This window comes from Paraburkholderia sp. BGA-UO-ETr-F12, assembly GCF_059567945.1.
In genome coordinates, this window is record NZ_JCAQOZ010000031.1 from 24,808 (window position 1) to 43,920 (window position 19,113).

A 19,113-nucleotide genomic window follows, 5' to 3' on the forward strand; every position below is an offset into this window, starting at 1 on the left:
AAAGAGATGGCACTGCAATCACTGGATATCAAACGCCTCTCGGCCACGACCTTGCCTGAACCGCAAGTGCGCGAGCCGGTGACGGGCACGGTCGCCAAGCTTATCGACGTGTCGAAATGCATCGGCTGCAAGGCGTGTCAGACCGCCTGTATGGAGTGGAACGATCTGCGCGACGAGATCGGCACGACAACCGGCATCTACGACAACCCGCGCGATCTGAGCGAGCATTCGTGGACCGTCATGCGGTTTTCGGAGTATGAGAACACTGAGGGCGATCTCGAGTGGCTGATCCGCAAGGACGGCTGCATGCACTGCGAGGACCCGGGCTGTCTGAAGGCCTGTCCGTCGCCGGGTGCGATCGTGCAGTACACCAATGGCATTGTGGATTTCCACGAGGAAAACTGCATTGGCTGCGGTTACTGCGTGACCGGCTGCCCGTTCAACGTGCCGCGCATTTCGAAGAAGGACAACCGTGCCTATAAGTGCACGTTGTGTTCGGATCGCGTGGCTGTCGGCCAGGAACCGGCTTGCGTGAAGACCTGCCCGACCGGCGCGATCATGTTCGGCACCAAGGAAGACATGAAGCAGCAGGCGGCGGACCGGATCGAGGATCTGAAGGATCGCGGCTTTGAGAACGCCGGTTTGTATGATCCTGCCGGCGTGGGCGGCACGCATGTGATGTACGTGCTGCATCATGCCGACAAGCCCACGCTGTACCACGGCTTGCCGCAGAACCCGAAGATCAGCGCGATGGTTTATCTGTGGAAGGGCCTCGCGAAGCCGCTGGCGCTGGCCGGTATTGCGTTCGCGGCCATAGCGGGTTTCTTCCACTACACGCGGGTTGGTCCGAACGAGGTGACGGAGGCGGACGAAGCCGAAGCACAGCATGAAGCCGACGAAGCACGCCGTTCGCGGGAGGCATCCGATGAAGCACGCTGACAACCATCGGCACGTTGTGCTGAAAGATGTGAGGGGCAACAGCCTGATCGAGCGTTACACGCCGAATGAGCGGACGAATCACTGGATCACGGCGATCACGTTCGTGCTGCTGGCGCTGTCCGGACTCGCCATGTTCCATCCGGCGATGTCGTGGCTGTACGCAATCTTCGGCGGGGGGCAGTGGACGCGGATTTTGCATCCGTTTGTCGGCTGCGTGATGTTCCTGTCGTTTCTGATTCTTGCGTTGCGCTTCTGGCATCACAACCTTCTCGACCGCGCCGACATTCAGTGGATGAAGCAGATCGACGACGTGCTGAACAATCGCGAGGACAAGCTCCCCGCGATCGGAAAGTACAACGCCGGTCAAAAGCTGCTATTTTTCACTATGGTAATTTGCCTGCTTCTGTTGCTGGCGAGCGGCATTGTGATCTGGCGGCGCTATTTCTCGTTCTATTTCCCGATCGAGATCATCCGCCTCGCGGCGCTGGTTCATGCCGCGGCGGCGTTCGTGCTGATCGTCGGTATCGTCGTGCATATTTACGCGGCCTTGTGGGTCAAGGGTTCGATCGGTGCGATGACGCGGGGTACCGTGACCTACGGGTGGGCAAGAAAGCATCATCCGAACTGGTTCAAGGAAATAATCGACAAGTAGGATCGGCAAGACGCGCGGCGCGGCTTGCCGCGCACCGTACCCCGAGCCGCCGCCTTTGTTCGACGAACTGCGGCGGCTCTTCAGTTTTCAGAGGTCGATACTGTGGTTCAACGTATTCTTGAAGCCGGCGATATCGAGTCGCTCGATCACACGGCGATTCCCCGCATCCGCACGCCAGAGCGGCTGGCGGTCTTCTCGGCACGTGCCGCGCGGCTGCGTCAACTGGCGGCGCTCAGCAATCCGATCGCCGGCTATTTGCGCCTGATGGCCGTGCTGGCGGACGCCCAGCAAGCCGTGATTACCGGCTTCAAGGCTCAGCCGCCGTCCGCAGAGTTGATCGCGAGCGCGCAACAGCATTCCATGCCGCTGATTCCGGCGCTCTCCGGTGTGCGCGATCCGGCGTGGCACGATGTTTTGCTGCAACTGGTCGACAAGGTGCAAGCCGCCGGCCCGCTCACGCCGCCGCTCGAAGCGCTCTTCGCCAGACTGCGGACACTCGATCGAGCCGCGCTCGAAGCGCAGGCCGATGCGATCTTCGCGCAGCGTTTCGACGAAGTCGATCCGGCCTGCGCGCCCTTCATCATGGCCGCGCTGCAAGTGGTGTGGACCGATCTTGCCGCCGATGTCGACAGGCGCGACGTGCCGTACCTCGAGACGCCCGGCCTGTGTCCGGTATGCGGATCGCATCCGGTAGCGAGTCTGGTGCGCGTGGGCGGCGCGTATGACAATTACCGTTACCTGCAATGCGGTTTGTGTGCCACGGAGTGGCATATGGTCCGTGCGAAATGTTCGAACTGCGATTCGACCAAAGGCATCGCCTATCACGCTGTCGGCTCACAGGGCGCGGACGAAGCCGCCCGGGAGGCCGATTCCAGGAATGCGGCCTTGAAGGCGGAGTCGTGTGACGAATGCCATACTTACCGGAAGATCGGCATTCAGTCGAAGGATTACGATTTCGAGCCGTTCGCGGACGATCTCGCCAGTCTCACGCTGGATCTGCTGATGGGCGCGGAAGGCTATCGGCGCGCGTCGCCGCATCCGTGGCTGTGGCCGGAGCAGGGTAGCGCCGCGGCTGAGTCTTCCGGCGCATCGGACTGAAATGCCACTGAAACCCGACCGAAGAACGAGGATTGCCTTGTGAGCGATGTAACCGGCTCTGAATTGCGCGCGCTGATGGCGCGTGTGCCTTCGGTGGAAAAGGTGATGGCGTCGGCCGAGTTTGCGGCTTTGCTGACTGAGTTCGGCCGCACGCAGGTGTTGAATGCCTTGCGTCACGCGCTCGACACATGGCGCGCCAGTGCGCAGTCTGGCGATGCGCCGGTGAGCGCGCTCGATGTCGCGCAACTGCGGGGTTCGGTCGAGGCTGCGCTGCGCCGGCGTAACGCGGCTCGCTTGCGCAGTGTCTTCAATCTGACCGGCACGGTGCTGCATACCAACCTTGGCCGCGCGTTGCTGCCGGACGAGGCGGTACAAGCCGTCATGAAGGCGCTCACACAGCCGGCCAATCTCGAGTTCGATCTTGACACGGGCAAGCGCGGCGATCGCGACGATCTGATCGACGAACTCATTTGCGAACTGACCGGCGCCGAAGCCGCGACCGTGGTCAACAACAACGCCGCCGCTGTGTTGCTAACGTTGTCCGCATTGGCGTCGAAGAAGGAAGTGATCGTATCGCGTGGCGAGCTGGTTGAGATCGGCGGCGCGTTTCGTATTCCCGACATCATGAGCCGCGCGGGCGCGAAGCTGCGCGAAGTCGGCACCACCAATCGCACGCATCTTAAAGACTACGACGAAGCCATCGGCCCGCAAACCGCGCTTCTGATGAAAGTCCACGCGAGCAACTATGCGATCAGCGGCTTCACCAAGGAGGTCGGCGTCGATGCCATCGCGCCGCTCGCCCACGCGCGCGGTATAGCCGTTGCCGTCGATCTCGGCAGCGGCACGCTGGCCGATCTGACGCAATGGGGCTTGCCACGCGAGACGACGGTGCGCGAAACCATCGAAGCCGGTGCCGATCTTGTTACGTTCAGCGGCGACAAGTTGCTGGGCGGCCCGCAGGCCGGATTGATCGTCGGCCGGCGCGATCTGATTGCCAGGATCAAGAAGCATCCCCTCAAGCGCGCGCTGCGAGTCGGCAAGCTGACGCTCGCAGCACTGGAACCCGTGCTGCAGATGTACCGCGCGCCGGAGAAGCTCGCGGAGCGGCTGACCACATTGCGTTTGCTCACGCGGCCGAGCGACGACATTCGGCTCGCCGCGCAGCGGGTACAACCCGAATTGCAACGCGTGGCCGGCGAACGCTACGCGGTGGTGGTCGAGCCGATGTTCAGCCAGATCGGCAGCGGTGCGTTGCCGGTCGACGTGCTGCCGAGCTACGGCCTCGTCGTCAGGACAGCCGATGGCAAGCGCGGCGGCCGTCAATTGCTTGCGTTCGAGAAGCGTTTGCGCGAGATGGCACGGCCGGTCATCGGCCGTATCGCGGACGACGCATTGCGTCTCGATCTGCGCTGTCTCGAAGCCGCCGATGAAGCGCAACTGATCGAGCAACTGAAGGGCGTGCACGCATGATCGTAGGTACGGCCGGTCATATCGATCATGGAAAAACGAGTCTCGTGAGAGCGCTGTCGGGCGTCGACACGGATCGTCTCAAGGAAGAGAAGGCGCGCGGCATTTCAATCGAACTGGGCTACGCGTACGTGCCGCTCGACAATGGCGACGTGCTCGGTCTGATCGACGTGCCGGGTCACGAAAAGCTCGTCCATACGATGACCGCGGGCGCAAGCGGTATCGATTTCGCCTTGCTCGTGATCGCTGCCGACGACGGTGTGATGCCGCAAACGCGGGAACATCTGGCGATTGTGGGACTGCTCGGCATCAGGTGTGGCGCGGTAGCGCTGACCAAGATAGATCGCGTTGACGCTGTGCGGCTGAAGGAAGTCCATGACGAGGTCACAGCGTTCCTGAGCGGCAGCGTGCTACAGGATGCGTCGGTGTTCGAGACTAACGCGCTGCATGACGATGACGCCGGCGTAGCCGCATTGAAGGCGCATCTTCACGCAGCGGCAGCAGAGTGGCGCATGAAGCGCGACGACGGCCTGTTCCGTCTCGCGGTCGACCGCGTCTTTACGCTCACGGGCCAGGGCACGATCGTGACGGGGACGGTGGTGTCGGGACGTGTGACGGTGGGCGACACGATGCTGCTCGCGCCAAAAAATCAGCCAGTGCGCGTGCGCAGCATTCACGCGCAGAATCGTCCGGCCGGAAGCGGCCGGGCAGGCGAACGCTGCGCGTTGAACCTTGCGGGTATCGAGAAGAGCGCAATCGACCGCGGCGACTGGATTGTCGATCCGCGCCTGTCGCAAGCTTCGGAACGCACTGACGTCATGCTCACGTTGCTTGCCGATGGTCCGTCGACGCTGGAGCATTGGGCGCCGTTGCACGTTCATCTGGGTACGCAGCATCAGGTGGCGCACGTCGCGTTGCTCGACGGCGAGCAACTTGGCGCCGGTCAGTCGGCGCGCGTGCAACTCGTATTCGAGCGGCCGGTGTGCGCGCTGCCAGGTGACCGCTTTGTGGTGCGCAATGCTCAGGCCGATCGAACGGTTGGCGGCGGTCATGTGCTTGATCCGTTTGCGCCTTCGCGCAAGCGTCGCTCGGCTGAGCGTCTGGCGTGGCTCGACGCGATCCGGACCATGCTCGATTCCGGCGAACTGGATTCGCTTCTGGCAAAGGCTCCGTTCGGCTTGTCCCGTTCGCTGCTGGAGCGGTTGACCGGCATGCCCGCGGCCATGCTCGCATTGCCGTCTGATACGCGGGTGGTGGAGCTTGCGGGCCATGATGCGTTGTTGATCGCCGATGCATCGTGGCGAGCGTTGAATGCGCGGCTGACGACGACGCTGAAGCAATACCACGAGCGTTCACCGGACGAACTTGGCCCGGATGGATCGCGCTTACGGCGGATGGCGGCGCCTCTCGTCGACGATGCGTTATGGCGCGCGCTAATCGATGAAGCGGCGGCGCGCGGCGAGATTGTCAAACGCGGGCCTTGGTTGCATCTGCCGGACCACGCTGTGACGCTTGATGAAGCCGATCGCGCGCTCGCGGCGACGTTGCTGCGGGCGCTGAAAGAAGGGCGTTTCGATCCACCCTGGGTGCGTGATCTGGCGAACGCACATGGCGTATCCGAAGATCGCGTACGTCAGTTGCTGCGCAAACTCGCGCGGCAAGGTGAGCTTTTTCAAGTCGTGCGTGACCTCTTTTATCACCATGAGGTGATTCGCGAATTGGCCTCGATTGCAAGTTCCGAAGCGCAAAAGAACGCGGGTACGGTAGCGGCGGCGCCGTTTCGTGATGTCACCGGTCTTGGTCGAAAACGCGCGATTCAGCTTTTGGAATTCTTCGATCGTGTTGGGTATACTCGCTTCCACCGTGGCCTGCATCTGATGCGTACGGATACACGGTGGCTCGATCTGCTTTGATCGAGCGTTCGAGTTGCAAGGCATCGTTTGAGTAGTTCAATCACCGTAGGAAGGCATTCGCATCCGGTGGTGCGGCTGGATTTCAAATCCAGTTGAGGGCGTCAGACGCTCTCAGGTCGGTTCGACTCCGGCTGCCTTCCGCCCGGCAAGGCTTCCCGGCTATTCCAACATCGTCCGCAGATGTCCTCCAGGTCGCTGATTTCAAAGCGTTTTATGGGTAACGACCTGCTTGCTGCTTCCATCAAGGTCCCGCACAATTTCCTCACGAAGTATGGGTAGCGGTATGGGTTTTGTGGGTAGGAATGGAGGGCAAGATGGCAGGACGACAGTTGCACCGGCTCAGCGCGCTGCGGGTCGCCAAAGAGGTAGTGCCAGGTCATTACGCCGACGGCGGTGGCCTCTACATGCAGATCGCCGACAGTGGCGCTCGCTCATGGGTATTTCGTTTCAAGCTTGACGGGCGCGTGCGGGAGATGGGCCTCGGTCCGCTTTCGCGAGTCTCGCTTGGCGAGGCGCGGAAACTGGCCACTGGGTACCGTGACATGGTCAGAGACTTGATTGATCCCATCCTCGCGCGGCGTGAGCAGCAGCGTAGACAGTTGCTCGATATCTCTTCGGATACCAACGTAACTTTCCGTGAGGCAGCCGAAGCGTTTATTCGCGTACAGGAACCTCAGTGGCGCAATCTCAAGCATGTCCAGCAGTGGCGCAACACGCTCAGGAAGTACGCATATCCGGTGATCGGCGAAGTCCGGGTGCGCGACATCGATACTGCGATGATCGTGCGGATTCTCCAGCCGATCTGGACGAAAAAGGCGGAGACCGCGCGCCGCGTGCGCGGCCGAATCAAGGCCATCCTCGACGCCGAGACTGTGCTGGGCCATCGCACCGGCAGCAACCCGGCACGGTACGTTGACCATTTGCAACTCGTCTTACCGCGGTCGAGGAAGCGGTCACATGTGAGACACCATCCGGCGTTGCCTTGGGAAGATGTCCCGGGTTTCGTACGCGAACTGGAGCAACGTCCCCGGCGCGCGGCACGGATCCTCCACCTGCTTATCCTCACGGCAACCCGCACGAACGAGGTGCGCTTTGCGCGACCAGAGGAATTCGACTTGGACAACCGTGTGTGGTCAATTCCCGGCGACCGCACAAAAAGTGGACGACCACTTCGCGTGCCGCTTTGTGAGCGGGCTTGTGAGATTGTGCGCAGCGCGTTACCGAAGGCGAAATACGGATATCTCTTTCCGGGCTGCAAGGAAGGGAGTCCTTTGTCGAACATGGCGATGCTGATTCTGCTGAGACGGATGTCACGGCATGGGATCACCGTGCATGGTTTCCGGTCAACCTTCCGAGACTGGATAGCCGAATGCACGGAATATCCGGATTCGCTAGCGGAAGAAGCGCTGGCTCACATCATCACTTCGCAGACGATAGCGGCCTACCGGCGTCGGGACCAGCTGGAGCGACGGCGCGTGATGATGGAGGACTGGGGTGCGTACTGTGCCAGTCAGCATATGCATACGGCGTCAGTGACTTCTGCGGTGCCACAGCCGTTTGCCGCGTAAGCTGATACCACAGCTGTGTCGGCAACGGCGTGAAACACGACCTGCGGGCGTCGAATGGTGTCAATGCGGTGTTTGGTTATGGCTTTACGCCGTCGACTTCGAATACGCAATAGGAGCTACGGGTCGGGATGAGGCATTCGTTCTGAGCAGTCAGGCAATTGACGCGCAAGGTTGTACGCAGATGGTCGCTCGGCGCTTGCCCGATCGACCATCATTTGTACCTGATCGGGAATGCTGAGCTTGTAGTGCCGGGACCAGAGTACTTGAAGAGTAGTGTGGGACCAAGAGCTTAATGCTGTGCATTGCATGCCCGGGTGATCCGGTTTCGAGCCTTTTCAATGACATCCATTGATGTGGCGAAGGAAATGCGGAAAGCGGGCGAGATACCGTAAGCCGCACCCTGAACGGTTGCCACCTTGAAGTCGTCCAGCAGGTACACGACAAAGTCGCTGTCGTTCGTGATCAGCTTGCCACGAGGCGTGGTTTTTCCAATCTGGTTCGCACACGAGACGTAGGCATAGAAAGCACCGCGGGGCGTTGGGCAATCGAGCCCTGCGTTCCCATGCAGCAGCTCGACGACCCGATCGCACCGCATCCTGTACACGTTGCGCCAGTCGGCGAAGAAAGAATGTGGGCCATTTAGCGCAGCGACTGCGGCTGCCTGACTGACAGCTGCTGGAATACTGGTGCTCTGCGATTGAAACTTTTCCATCGCTTTGACCAACTCGACCGGGCCTGACGCATAGTCGATGCGGAAACCTCTCATGGCGGGTTCTGGTACAAATAGGAAAGCAGGATGAGAAGTTTCAAATATAAAGGATAACTTATCGAATGGAAAAGACCGCATTCCAAACGGCGGACGAAGTGATCTCCGTGAGGTCGAGTTCCGTGAGGCCGAGCTCTGTGAGATCGAACTGGCCCTTGCGAATGCGATGCGTCAATACGATACTTGAAACCGTGATCGCAGCGCTTCTGAACCGCTTGAATCCAAGCATCACGTTCATTCTGGATTTGATGTGGCTTTGATGTGGCGATGGTCCTGTTCGATTGTTTTGTTCAGATATTTTGAGGACCGGACCTCGTGTCTTGTGGCAGCAGACCATCGGCCTTCATCTCGCGCACCGCGCGGCGCGAAGCCATCGACCGTGATGGTCTCTGGCGACTGGTCACGACGCCTGATAGCCTTGCTGAAAAAAGCTTTGGCCGCGGCCATGACGCGCTTCGCCCGGCGCATGAAGTCCACTGTCTGGCCAGCCCGATCCACCGCCCGATACAGGTAGACCCATTTGCCGCGAATCTTTATCTAGGTCTCGTCGACGCGCCTCGAGCGATCGGCCGGTGTAGCAAAGCGGTTCCATCGTTTGACGAACTCGGGCGTATAACGCGTCACCCAGTGAGGGATCGTCATGTGAGCCAGCGATCATCCCGTTTGGCCATCATCTCGACCAGATCGCGAAGGCTGAGCTCGTAGCGCAGATACCAGCGAACGCACAAAATGATGACCTCCCGATCAAAATGACGTCCACCGAACTACTCTTCCAGACTCTTCAGCTTGCTCATCGCGGGTCATCGGTTCGTTTCGCTCCGACAACTCTAACCGATTCGCCGACCCTATTTGCGGCAGAGCCTAACTATGAATGTCAATAAGCGTGATATATATTTCCAATGAGAATTGCTATTTATCGGATAGGAGATACTGATATGACTTCCTTCGGCAACGCGGGGGAAATTCAATGCGCAGTGATTTCTTCGGCGACTTTACGCCTGATCGGAGCCTAAATTACGTTCAAAGAAGATGAGGGCTCCGTCAAGATCGGGTCCATATGGCGGAATCTCATAAAACCCGAGCGCCTTGTAGAGCGAAATCGCACTACTCATTGTGGCGCGATGAGTATCTAGGCGAAGTTTGCTAAAACCTAATTTCTCGGCGCCTCTGATCAATTGCGCCAGAAGCGCGTGTCCTACGCCGCGTCCACGTGCTTCGTCAACGACGAATACACGTTTTACTTCCGCAATATCATCGGATAATCGTTTCAGGGCGGCTGTGCCGACGAGTATCTTGCGAGTTGAGTCTTCTGCTACAACCAAGATGCCGTTCGGAACTGCATAAGGATAAGGTAACTTACGGAGCTCTGCGTCGAAATCCTGGTAACCCAAATCGAAAGGTAGAGACTTGGCATACTGTTGAAATATTCGTCTAACCGACGGAATATCAGCTGCTTCGACTTCCCGAATTGTGATGCTATCAGTGCTCATTCTCAATTCACCAAAAAACATGATCTCTGCCTCGATGCCGCGTTCCACCTGCTCTGGTTCCCGCTCCTCATCCGGAGATGTCCTACGTGAACCAGAGAATCTTCGCGGGTAAGAAAGGTTGCCTGCCTTAAGAGACTATCGGTCGCCGCGCCGTGGTACATGCAGTATCTGATCGTGGAACCCTCCAAAATCTTCGCTTAGCGAACACCTCTGGTATTTTGATTTTCGACACGTTGAGTGTAAATCCGTCATGCATGGTTTCATACGCGGCAGCGTGAAAAAAGTTTTGCGATCCGGGCAAGATTTTTATTCCCGAATGGAAAATTGGCATCCGATCGTATTGGCTAATTCGACTTTCGGATTTCGTAGTCCATCCGGATATTCAAAATTTATGTCGTATTCCCGCGCTTACAATTTCCTGGGAATGTGTGCCCGGTGCTGCTGTGTATGCGTAGTCTGCTGCTGACGCGGAGCCTGGATCGTTTCCGATCTGATCGCCGTTCATGTGTTGATAAATGCCTAGAAGATAAAAATCAGTGCGCTTGGAAAGGTTATAGTCTGCGCCGAGCGAAAACTGGTGATAGGTGGCTGCAGCCTGTCCGGTTGCGTGCGTGTAGTTGTATTGCGCGGCGACGAGCAATACAGGGGAGAACTGGTACCCAAGATACCCGACTGCTGTGTTGAAAGTCTCTGTTTCATGGAATGCCGAGGCTGCGTCCGGAATATATCTGGCATTGCTATAGCGTGCTCCCATGATGGCGGGACCCAGCGTGTAGGTTAGAGCAGCCGACGCGATGCCGTAAGCCTTTGCTGTCTTCGCGCCGCCTGTCACAATCGTATTGAAGTTTCCGTCTGTAGTGCCGTCCCACGGGCTTGATGAGGTCGCACGCGGTATATTCGAACTTGCATTGTCTGCATAGAAATAACCGGCAGCGGCACTCAGTCCTCCACCGGAATATTGCCCGGCCAGCGCCCACGTTTGCCCCGATCCGGATTGCCCCGCCACTCCGCCAAAGGCGTACATTGCTTCAAGTCGTGCGCCACCAAGGTTGGGCGATACGTATTTGAGGGAGTTGTTGATGCGGGATCCGTTATCGTTGTTGTCGACATCGCCTGGCGCGGCGAACGTACTTCCCCATGTACCCGTACCCGTCAACGGCTGAATGAGGTCGACCAGCGGATCGTACTGCCGTCCCGCCGTCAGTTTGCCAAACGTGTCGGAACTCATTCCTACGTATGCCTGTCGACCGAACATTCGCCCTCCTTGTCCTAGTTGGCCACTGTTGACGTTGAAGCCATTCTCTAACTGGAATACGGCCTTGAGTGAGTTACCGAGGTCTTCGCTGCCACGGAGTCCAAATCGATCCCCTTGGATGTTGCCCGCGTACATGCCGAGCTTGTTGTCGTTGGATCCTGACGAATTCGCAACGTTGTGAACGTATTGAATCGATTCGTCAATAATTCCGTAGAGAACAACCGAACTTTGAGCGTGGGTGGATCCAACCACTCCCGCGAGTAGAACTGGGATTGCTCGTCTAGCATTCCTTGTCATCGCATTCTCCAAGTCTTGTAGATTAAAACGTATAACTAATTAAGGATAACTATCTGGTTCGCCACAGATACGGAGTGAAGTTCGATGGAAGAATATACGGCTTTGTCGTCTGGATGTTACTGACCGCATGACACCGCTAGTCTTGTCAGATTGCCTGTCTTGCGTTGTGGCCACTTCCAAAGAAAAAAAGTATCGCGCAAAAGCTAAGTAGGCTTGCCGCGATAACGTAGAACGTGGGAGCAAGGCTGTTGCCGCTCCACGCGATGAGCGCGGTGGCGATGAATGGCGCGAATCCCCCAAAAATGCATACCGCAAGGTTATAAGCGAGAGACAGTCCAGTGGACCTTACTTCCGTAGGAAACAATTCGCTAAGCAGCGTCGGAGCTGGTCCTGTGTACATTGCGGTTAGCGTCCCGAATATTAGTTGCACGGCAATCAGTGACGGCAAAGTAGGTCTGGATGTGATCCAGAGAAATAGCGGATAGGTGAAGAGGATCATGGCCGAGACGGCGATCAGCATGGGTAACTGGCGGCCGACGTGGTCGGACAGGCTCCCAAAGAATGGCGCTAATACCAACACCGCGACGAGTCCAACGCTATTTGCGAGTAACGCCTGGAATTGTGAAAGATGAAGCTGCCTGACTGCATATGTTGGCATGTACACGAGGAAGCAATAGGTAAAGACGGTCCAGGCGATCGTGATCGTCAATCCGACGAACACCCCCTTGCGATGCCGATGGATTGTCTCGAATACAGGATTGTCGGGACGCAAATTCCGCTCAAGGAAAGACGGCGACTCTTGCATGCTTCGACGGATCCAGAAACCCGTCGGCCCGATAATCAACCCTAGAATGAAGGGGATTCTCCATCCCCACGCGTTAAGTTGATCCGTCGAGAGGAGGCCAGTCAGAATCGCACCGATGAGGGAACCGAGTAACAAGGCCGCAGCCTGACTCGCCTGTTGCCACGCACCGTAGAACCCGCGCTGATCCCTCGGCGCGTACTCGACCAGAAGCGCGGTTGACCCTCCAACCTCGCCTCCGGCAGAGAACCCTTGAATTAGCCGCGCGAGCACTATGATCAGCGGTGCCGCGATCCCAGCGGTAGCATAGGTTGGTGCAAAGCCGACCATTGCGGTGCCGGCCGCCATTAGCATGATGGTAATTACCAGACCTGCCTTGCGTCCTCGTCTGTCCGAATAGCTTCCGAGTACAAGCGCACCGATGGGGCGCATGACAAACCCAACGCCAAACGTTCCGACGGTTAGCAATATCGATGTGAGATCGTTGCCCGTCGGGAAGAACAGATGGGAGATGGTTAGAGAGAAAAAACCGTAGACAGCAAAGTCATACCATTCGAGAATGTTTCCGACGGTTGCACCAAAAGCCGCACGATGTATATCCTTACGGACAGGTAACTCGCCGGTCGGTTCTCTACTGACGGTCCAATTTCGCATGATATGTACTCCGTATTAAAATGATAAGTTAAAGGATCGAAATTGGATCGAGGCACATTGGAAAGAGTGGATATCGAACCCCGGCCGCCGTGCCCAATGTTTATGCCTGAAGGCTAAGGATCAAAAAAAAACTGGTCTTGGAAAATATTGACGTCGCTGTTTCGCTTGCCAGGCCGGCACGGCCATATCGTCGGAAAGACTGCTGCCTGAAGTAGGGCAACTGGGCGGGGGAGGTTGCCGTGCGGATGGGCGGAGAGGAGTCGAGAATAGACCTACATAACCCATCTGGGAATGGTGCTGGTCCCTACGCGATTCGGTGGGATTGGCTGCGAGCGCTCAGACGTGGTCGATGCGGGGAGGAATCCGAGCCGACGTGCGTCCAATCTAGCATTCTGATCGGCCGGCTTTCCCGACTGGGTCACCTGGATGCAATGTGACTTCCACCTTTCTGGTAGGTGCGTGGGGTCATACCATAGGTGTGACGAAATGCATTCGCGAAGTGACTCTGATCAAAAAAGCCTGTCTCGAGCGCAGCATTACCAGCTGAAACTCCTTGGTCGAGCAGCGCCTTGCCCTTCGCGACGCGACGCTGCAGCACGTATGCGTGCGGTGGACAGCCGAAATGTGATTTGAAAAGGCGAAGCAAATGAAACCGTCCGACGCCGACGACTTCGGCTAGCGAGTCCAGCGAGAGATCTCGGGCCAAATCCTCGTTAATCAACTCGATTGCGGGGCGCAGACGTTGGGTGTCGGTCAGGCCCGACCCGGTTTTCTTCCCATCACGGCCATCAATGTGCCGACGGAGCAGGTCGGTAATGATCAAATACAGTTGAGTCTCCGCCTCGAGCCGGGAAACCTCGCCGGTATCTACCAGGTAGGCCTTCCTGTGCGCGTCTACGAGGCGGATCGCCAGGTTCTCGTCAAGCAGGACGGGCTCACGGAACGCTGGCGTGCTTTGCGCAGAATCGTTCCCCATTAATTCCGCGTGAATCCGGCGTATGAGTTCTTCGGACGGGTAAATCATGCGATAGCTCCAGCCCTCTTCGACGGGCTCGCCATCGTGAATTTCTCCGGGATTGATGGAAATTATGCCTCCCGGGCCCACAACGTGACTTCCGCCTTGGCAATAGAAACGTTCTGCACCGCGAGTCACCACACCCAGTGCATAGCCCGGATGCCAGTGACGTGCGAAACGTTGTCCCGAGAAGTCCGCCGCCAGCATCTCCAGGCCGCCGAGAATGTTCGATCGCCAATAGTTCACCACATTACGGCTTTGGCCATGTGGCTGCACGTCAATTTCTTCCAAGACCGTCTCCTATTGGCGACCTACTCTTGTCTCGCCTACCACTCAAATATATATCCGAGCATGAACATCCTACCTGAAATCAAATCCCATCACGATGACCTGATCGCCTGGAGACACGATATTCACTCGCATCCTGAAATGGCTTTCAAAGAGCAACGTACATCGGACATCGTTGCGAAGAAGCTCGCTGAATTCGGGCTCGAAGTGCACCGTGGACTCGCCGGCACCGGCGTCGTGGGAACCCTGCGGGCGGGCTCCTCGCACCGTGCCATTGCGCTGCGGTCTGACATGGACGCGCTGCCCATTCAGGAAAAAAACACATTCTCACATGCTTCGCGCAACCCCGGAGTGATGCATGCGTGCGGACACGACGGGCACGCCGCGATGCTGCTTGGGGCGGCCCGATATCTCGCTGGAACACGTAACTTCGACGGTACCGTACATTTCGTCTTTCAGCCTGCTGAGGAAAATGAGGGCGGTGGTCGTGTCATGGTTGAAGAGGGCCTGTTTGAAAAGTTCCCGGTTGAAGCCGTATACGGAATGCACAACTGGCCCGGCCTGCCCGTGGGCGAATTCGCGGTCCGATCAGGACCCATGATGGCAGCCGTGGACCTGTTCGAAATCGCCGTGACCGGTCGTGGCGCACACGCGGCAATGCCACATCTCGGGGACGATCCGATCGTTGCAGCGGGCGCTCTGATTACCGCCGCCCAGACGATCGTAAGCAGGACTGCTGATCCGGTCGACGCCGTAGTCTTCAGCTTTACCAAGCTTGACGCAGGGACGACTTGGAACATTGTTCCCGAAACCGTGACGTTGCGTGGGACGGTCCGCTACTTCAAGCCTGAAGTGAAACCGCTTGTGGAAAAGACACTGCTACGGATCGCCGAAGGAATTGCGGTGGCTCATGGGGTGAATGTCAAGGTGGAATATGACCATCGCTGCCCGCCCACAGTCAACGCTTCTGAACCAGTGGAGCATGCGGCCGTTGCGGCAGCTTCTGTGGTAGGAGCAGACAAGGTACATCGCAATCTTGCGCCAAGCATGGGCTGTGAGGACTTCGCATTCATGCTTCAGGCTAAAACGGGCGCCTATGTCTGGATCGGAAATGGTCCCGGGACAGGAGGCTGTACGCTCCACAATTCTCATTACGATTTTAACGACGAAATACTTCCGATCGGCGCCAGCTATTGGAGCAAACTCGTCGAAACCCGTCTTGCCCCGAGTCGCATTCGTGCCGCTTAAGGACTATCGCCAGATGGATGAAAGAAATTCCCCTGCCGCTCGCGGACCGGCTTGCCTGACATCGTCACGGTGCGGCCGTGTGATGGTCGATGGCATATCCACCATCATGCTCGGTTCCAACAACTACCTTGGTCTTGCGTCGCATCCCAAGGTCGTTGAAAGTGCAAAAACCGCTCTTGATACCTATGGCGCCGGCGTAGCGGTGAACCCGTCATTTCTGACCACGTCGGTGCACCGGGAACTCGGAGATTTGCTGACCGAGTTCATGGGTGTTGAGGCTGCGTTGCTCTTTGCTTCCTGCTCAGCAGCGAATCACGGATTGCTGGCCACGCTCGTGGGCGCGGGCGACACCATTTTCAGTGACGCAATGAATCACGCCAGCATCATTGACGGATGCCGCCTGAGCCGGGCCCGGACAAGGGTCTACAAGACATGTGATCTCGACAGTCTTGGATCTGAGCTTGCAGCGTCGGATAGCAATGGGCAACGCCTCATCGTTACCGATGGCGTGTTCAGCATGGAAGGAACGCTGGCGCCCCTTCGGGACATCATTGCCCTCGCGCGACGCCATGGCGCTATCGTTGCAGTCGACGAAAGTCATGCCGCAGGAGTCGTCGGGTCAAAGGGAGCGGGGACGGCATCGGCACTCGGCCTAACGCCTTCGGAGCGCGAGTCGCTCATCTATACCGGCACTTTGTCCAAGGCGTTCGGTGGCGCCGGCGGCGGCTACGTGGCGGGTCCACGTGCGGTGATCGATGAACTGGCGCGACGGGGCCGGGCGTTCATTTTCACGACTGGAATGAGTCCAGCCGTTGCAGCAGCAGCAAAGACCGCAATTGAGATTCATCTCAGGGAGCCCGAGCATCATCAGAGACTATGGGAAAACACCGGACGTCTGCGAAACGGACTTGAAAAGATTGGCCTGCAAGTCGCGTTCGGTGATAGTCCAATCACGCCGATTCTGATTGGAGACGAAGAACTGGCAGTTCGATTCTCCGAGGATCTACGGGCTGATGGAGTCTTTATACCGTCGATGACCTACCCGATTGTCGCTCATGGGGATGCGCGCCTTCGGGCCCAGCCAAGCGCCGCTCTGACGTCCCAGGACATGGATGACGCACTTGGCACACTTGAAGAGATTGGAGCTTTCCTAGGGGTATCCAAATGCCGGTAATTGAACGGATCGCAACGTTTAAAGATGACATGATCGAGTGGCGACGCGACATCCACGCGCATCCTGAGTTGGCATTCAAGGAAGCGAGAACCGCAGATTTTGTCTCAGGCAAGCTGACCGAATTCGGCATCGAGGTAGATCGTGGATTGGCCGGAACCGGCGTAGTCGGCACGCTAAAGGCGGGAGCGGGCGCCGCGCGCTCAGTAGCACTGCGCGCCGACATGGACGCGCTTCCGATTCACGAACAAAACAATTTCGCTCATGCTTCCTGTCATCCCGGGGTCATGCATGCGTGCGGCCACGATGGCCATACAGTCATGCTGCTTGGCGCTGCTCAACACCTTGCGGCAACACGCAATTTCAGCGGAACGGTTTATTTCGTGTTCCAGCCCGCCGAAGAGAACGAGGGGGGCGGAAGAGTGATGGTCGAGGAAGGATTATTCCGGAAGTTTCCGGCCGACGCGGTCTACGGCATGCACAATTGGCCGGGGCTTCCTTCCGGAGAGATCGCGGTGCAACCGGGCCCTATGATGGCGTCCTTTGACGTCTTCTCGATCGATATTCACGGAAGGGGCGGCCATGCAGGCATGCCGCATCGCGCTCGCGACGTAGTCATCGCAGCTGCCCGATTGGTCGACGCGCTGCAGACTGTCGTTTCGCGCCGTATCGATCCGGTGGACCCCGCAGTGCTGAGCATAACGCAGGTGGAGGCAGGGACCACGTGGAACGTCCTGCCGGATAACGCCCGTGTACGCGGTACAGTCAGGGCAATGAGTGTGGATGTCCAGGATCGCGTCGAGCAGGCCATGCGAGATATTGCCGCGGGCGTCGGTGCGGCCTTCGATGTGACCATCAGCGTTCACTACGAACGCCGAGTTCCGCCCACCGTCAATTCGGCCGAGGCTGCGCACTTCGCCGCGGCCTCGGCGGCAAAGGTTGTGGGTGAGGGTCATGTTCACACGAATATCGCACCAAGCATGGCGGCGGAGGACTTCGCCTACATGCTCAATTCGAAACCGGGAGCCTATGCCTGGATAGGTTGTGGCGTCGACCACGCCGCTCTACATAGTCCGCACTATGACTTTGAAGACGATATTTTGACCATCGGTGCGAGCTTCTTCGCGACGCTCGCAGAGCAGGCTTGTCCTCTGCAAAGTTTTGAACGGATATGATTCTCAGGAGAACGTGTATGTCGCAAAAGAGCGAGAAGGGCAAGCAGGTATCCATCACACGAGCTTCGGGGCGCCCTGTGTATTGGGTAGGCGGAGACCGTTACACGTTTGTCGCCTCAACGGAAGAGACCGACGGCAAGTTTGCCGTCTACGAGAACATTATCCCGCCGACGCACGGCGCCGCCACGCACGTGCATTCGCGGGAGTGTGAGTCTTTTATCATGCAGTCGGGCAAGCTTCGCGTTCAGGTCGGCGAACAGTCCCATTATCTTGAGCAGGGTGACTTCATCCACTTCCCGCCCGGATTGGCCTATAGTTTCGTCAACGAGGGGGAGGAAGCCGTCCGAATGCTGGTGGTGCTCGTTCCATCGGGTCTCGAACGGTTTCTCGCCGAGGTGGGCTCGCCGGAAGCCAGCGCACAAGACGTTCAGGTGCCTACTTCCGAAGACATTACCCGCATGATTGATGGAGCAAAGAGTTACGGCATCACCTATCTGGATCGGCCTCATACATCCGAGTAATGTGCCATTTGCCCGCCGTTGAAGAAGAGGAAGTCTTGCTAAACCGTCAACAACTCGAGACGTTTGCCACGGTTGTACAGCATCAGCATTTTCGGCGGGCGGCGGTTGCCTTGAATATTTTCGCTCGGTGCAGCCTCGTAGCGGATAAAGATGCTGGAGGAATCCGCCGACGCTGCGTTGATATTTTCTGTCAACGGTTGCCTGAGGCGCTCCAGTAACACGCCGAAATCTTGCTCGCCTTCGGCGAATTTAGGATATCGACAGTTATGTCCCAATCCCCAGTGTAAGACATAACGCGCTTAAACTGGTGCATTCGTGTAGCCAGAGCTGAAGAAGATAGTCATCGAGCGAGGCGTCTGCGGGAGAGCTTCAAACTACGCTCTGCGCCCGAGTTCTTCAGCTCGACCTTGAACATTGCCGGTCGAAGTGCGATTCGACTGCCGAGCGTCAAGATGATTGGATTTCCTAGAATGTCGTTCTCTCGTCGATGGTCTCAAACACGGGCGATGCTTGGGGTGAATCCTCAGCTTGGGGAGCGACTTATGCACGGAGTAGCTCAAGTTTCAAGCCAGCAGTCGCCGTGGTTTCATTTAACTTTGCCGCAATTGCATTCGTTGCCACGATCGGCTCGTCTGATTGTCGCTGAGTGACTGCGCTGACATCTCGACCGATAATCGCGCAGAACAGACCTGATCCCGGGGCGGCAGCACAACAAACTGCAGCGGTACACGTCAGCCTGACGGTTGCTGTGTCCTAGAATCCCATCGGCTTTTCCAAGAAGTGCATTCGCATCT

General features: G+C 57.8%; 16 protein-coding genes, 1 tRNA gene and 1 pseudogene. 11 read left to right on the forward strand and 7 right to left on the reverse strand.

Annotated features, from left to right (window positions below):
* Window positions 1–6: 6 nt before the first annotated feature.
* The 7 genes from fdxH to AC57B6_RS14765 all read left to right on the forward strand — a co-directional run bounded on the left by fdxH (window position 7) and on the right by AC57B6_RS14765 (window position 7,637).
* Window positions 7–939, forward strand: coding sequence for a formate dehydrogenase subunit beta (gene fdxH, locus AC57B6_RS14735; RefSeq protein ID WP_046571929.1), 933 nt, complete (start codon window positions 7–9; stop codon window positions 937–939).
* Window positions 926–1,591: a formate dehydrogenase subunit gamma gene (locus AC57B6_RS14740; protein ID WP_025647526.1), complete on the forward strand. Its 666-nt coding sequence runs from the start codon at window positions 926–928 to the stop codon at window positions 1,589–1,591. Before fdxH ends, AC57B6_RS14740 begins: the two co-directional genes overlap by 14 nt.
* A 102-nt stretch (window positions 1,592–1,693) precedes the next feature.
* Entirely contained in the window at window positions 1,694–2,689 is a 996-nt protein-coding gene (gene fdhE / locus AC57B6_RS14745) for a formate dehydrogenase accessory protein FdhE (RefSeq protein ID WP_496421598.1), read from the forward strand.
* A 39-nt stretch (window positions 2,690–2,728) separates the two neighbouring features.
* Entirely contained in the window at window positions 2,729–4,159 is a 1,431-nt protein-coding gene (selA, locus tag AC57B6_RS14750) for an L-seryl-tRNA(Sec) selenium transferase (RefSeq protein WP_144195720.1), read from the forward strand.
* Entirely contained in the window at window positions 4,156–6,069 is a 1,914-nt protein-coding gene (selB, locus tag AC57B6_RS14755) for a selenocysteine-specific translation elongation factor (protein WP_496421599.1), read from the forward strand. The genes selA and selB overlap by 4 nt, the downstream gene beginning before the upstream one ends.
* A 48-nt stretch (window positions 6,070–6,117) precedes the next feature.
* Window positions 6,118–6,210: transfer RNA gene (locus tag AC57B6_RS14760), tRNA-Sec, on the forward strand.
* 173 nt (window positions 6,211–6,383) lie between these two features.
* A complete protein-coding gene (locus tag AC57B6_RS14765; RefSeq protein WP_496421600.1) occupies window positions 6,384–7,637 on the forward strand; it encodes a tyrosine-type recombinase/integrase in 1,254 nt (417 codons plus the stop codon).
* Between the two features lie 289 nt (window positions 7,638–7,926).
* Here AC57B6_RS14765 and AC57B6_RS14770 read toward each other — a convergent pair whose 3' ends face one another.
* The 6 genes and pseudogenes from AC57B6_RS14770 to AC57B6_RS14795 all read right to left on the reverse strand — a co-directional run bounded on the left by AC57B6_RS14770 (window position 7,927) and on the right by AC57B6_RS14795 (window position 14,207).
* Window positions 7,927–8,403 (reverse strand): aminotransferase class I/II-fold pyridoxal phosphate-dependent enzyme, encoded by a 477-nt coding sequence (locus AC57B6_RS14770; protein ID WP_496421601.1) that lies wholly within the window; start codon window positions 8,401–8,403, stop codon window positions 7,927–7,929.
* A gap of 58 nt (window positions 8,404–8,461) precedes the next feature.
* Window positions 8,462–9,137, reverse strand: a pseudogene (locus AC57B6_RS14775) (IS6 family transposase).
* A gap of 258 nt (window positions 9,138–9,395) precedes the next feature.
* Window positions 9,396–9,941, reverse strand: coding sequence for a GNAT family N-acetyltransferase (locus AC57B6_RS14780; RefSeq protein ID WP_496421602.1), 546 nt, complete (start codon window positions 9,939–9,941; stop codon window positions 9,396–9,398).
* A gap of 334 nt (window positions 9,942–10,275) precedes the next feature.
* Window positions 10,276–11,445, reverse strand: coding sequence for a porin (locus tag AC57B6_RS14785; RefSeq protein WP_496421603.1), 1,170 nt, complete (start codon window positions 11,443–11,445; stop codon window positions 10,276–10,278).
* A 145-nt stretch (window positions 11,446–11,590) separates the two neighbouring features.
* On the reverse strand, window positions 11,591–12,901 hold the full coding sequence (locus tag AC57B6_RS14790; protein WP_496421604.1) for an MFS transporter: 1,311 nt from the start codon (window positions 12,899–12,901) through the stop codon (window positions 11,591–11,593).
* Window positions 12,902–13,319: 418 nt separating this feature from the next.
* Complete coding sequence (locus AC57B6_RS14795; protein WP_496421605.1) at window positions 13,320–14,207, reverse strand: AraC family transcriptional regulator; 888 nt, start codon at window positions 14,205–14,207, stop codon at window positions 13,320–13,322.
* 60 nt (window positions 14,208–14,267) lie between these two features.
* Here AC57B6_RS14795 and AC57B6_RS14800 point away from each other — a divergent pair, with 60 nt between their 5' ends.
* The 4 genes from AC57B6_RS14800 to AC57B6_RS14815 all read left to right on the forward strand — a co-directional run bounded on the left by AC57B6_RS14800 (window position 14,268) and on the right by AC57B6_RS14815 (window position 18,319).
* Complete coding sequence (locus tag AC57B6_RS14800; RefSeq protein ID WP_496421606.1) at window positions 14,268–15,452, forward strand: M20 aminoacylase family protein; 1,185 nt, start codon at window positions 14,268–14,270, stop codon at window positions 15,450–15,452.
* Window positions 15,453–15,534: 82 nt separating this feature from the next.
* Window positions 15,535–16,626, forward strand: coding sequence for an aminotransferase class I/II-fold pyridoxal phosphate-dependent enzyme (locus AC57B6_RS14805; protein ID WP_496421639.1), 1,092 nt, complete (start codon window positions 15,535–15,537; stop codon window positions 16,624–16,626).
* The gene (locus AC57B6_RS14810) at window positions 16,617–17,798 is read left to right on the forward strand and encodes a M20 aminoacylase family protein (protein WP_496421607.1); all 1,182 of its coding nucleotides are present in this window, start codon (window positions 16,617–16,619) and stop codon (window positions 17,796–17,798) included. Before AC57B6_RS14805 ends, AC57B6_RS14810 begins: the two co-directional genes overlap by 10 nt.
* A gap of 17 nt (window positions 17,799–17,815) precedes the next feature.
* On the forward strand, window positions 17,816–18,319 hold the full coding sequence (locus tag AC57B6_RS14815; RefSeq protein WP_496421608.1) for a cupin domain-containing protein: 504 nt from the start codon (window positions 17,816–17,818) through the stop codon (window positions 18,317–18,319).
* Window positions 18,320–18,357: 38 nt separating this feature from the next.
* On the opposite strand, the gene AC57B6_RS14820 is transcribed toward AC57B6_RS14815, so the two are convergent.
* Window positions 18,358–18,513 carry a hypothetical protein gene (locus AC57B6_RS14820; protein ID WP_496421609.1) on the reverse strand — a complete coding sequence of 52 codons (156 nt, stop codon included), beginning with the start codon at window positions 18,511–18,513 and terminating at the stop codon, window positions 18,358–18,360.
* Window positions 18,514–19,113: the final 600 nt, after the last annotated feature.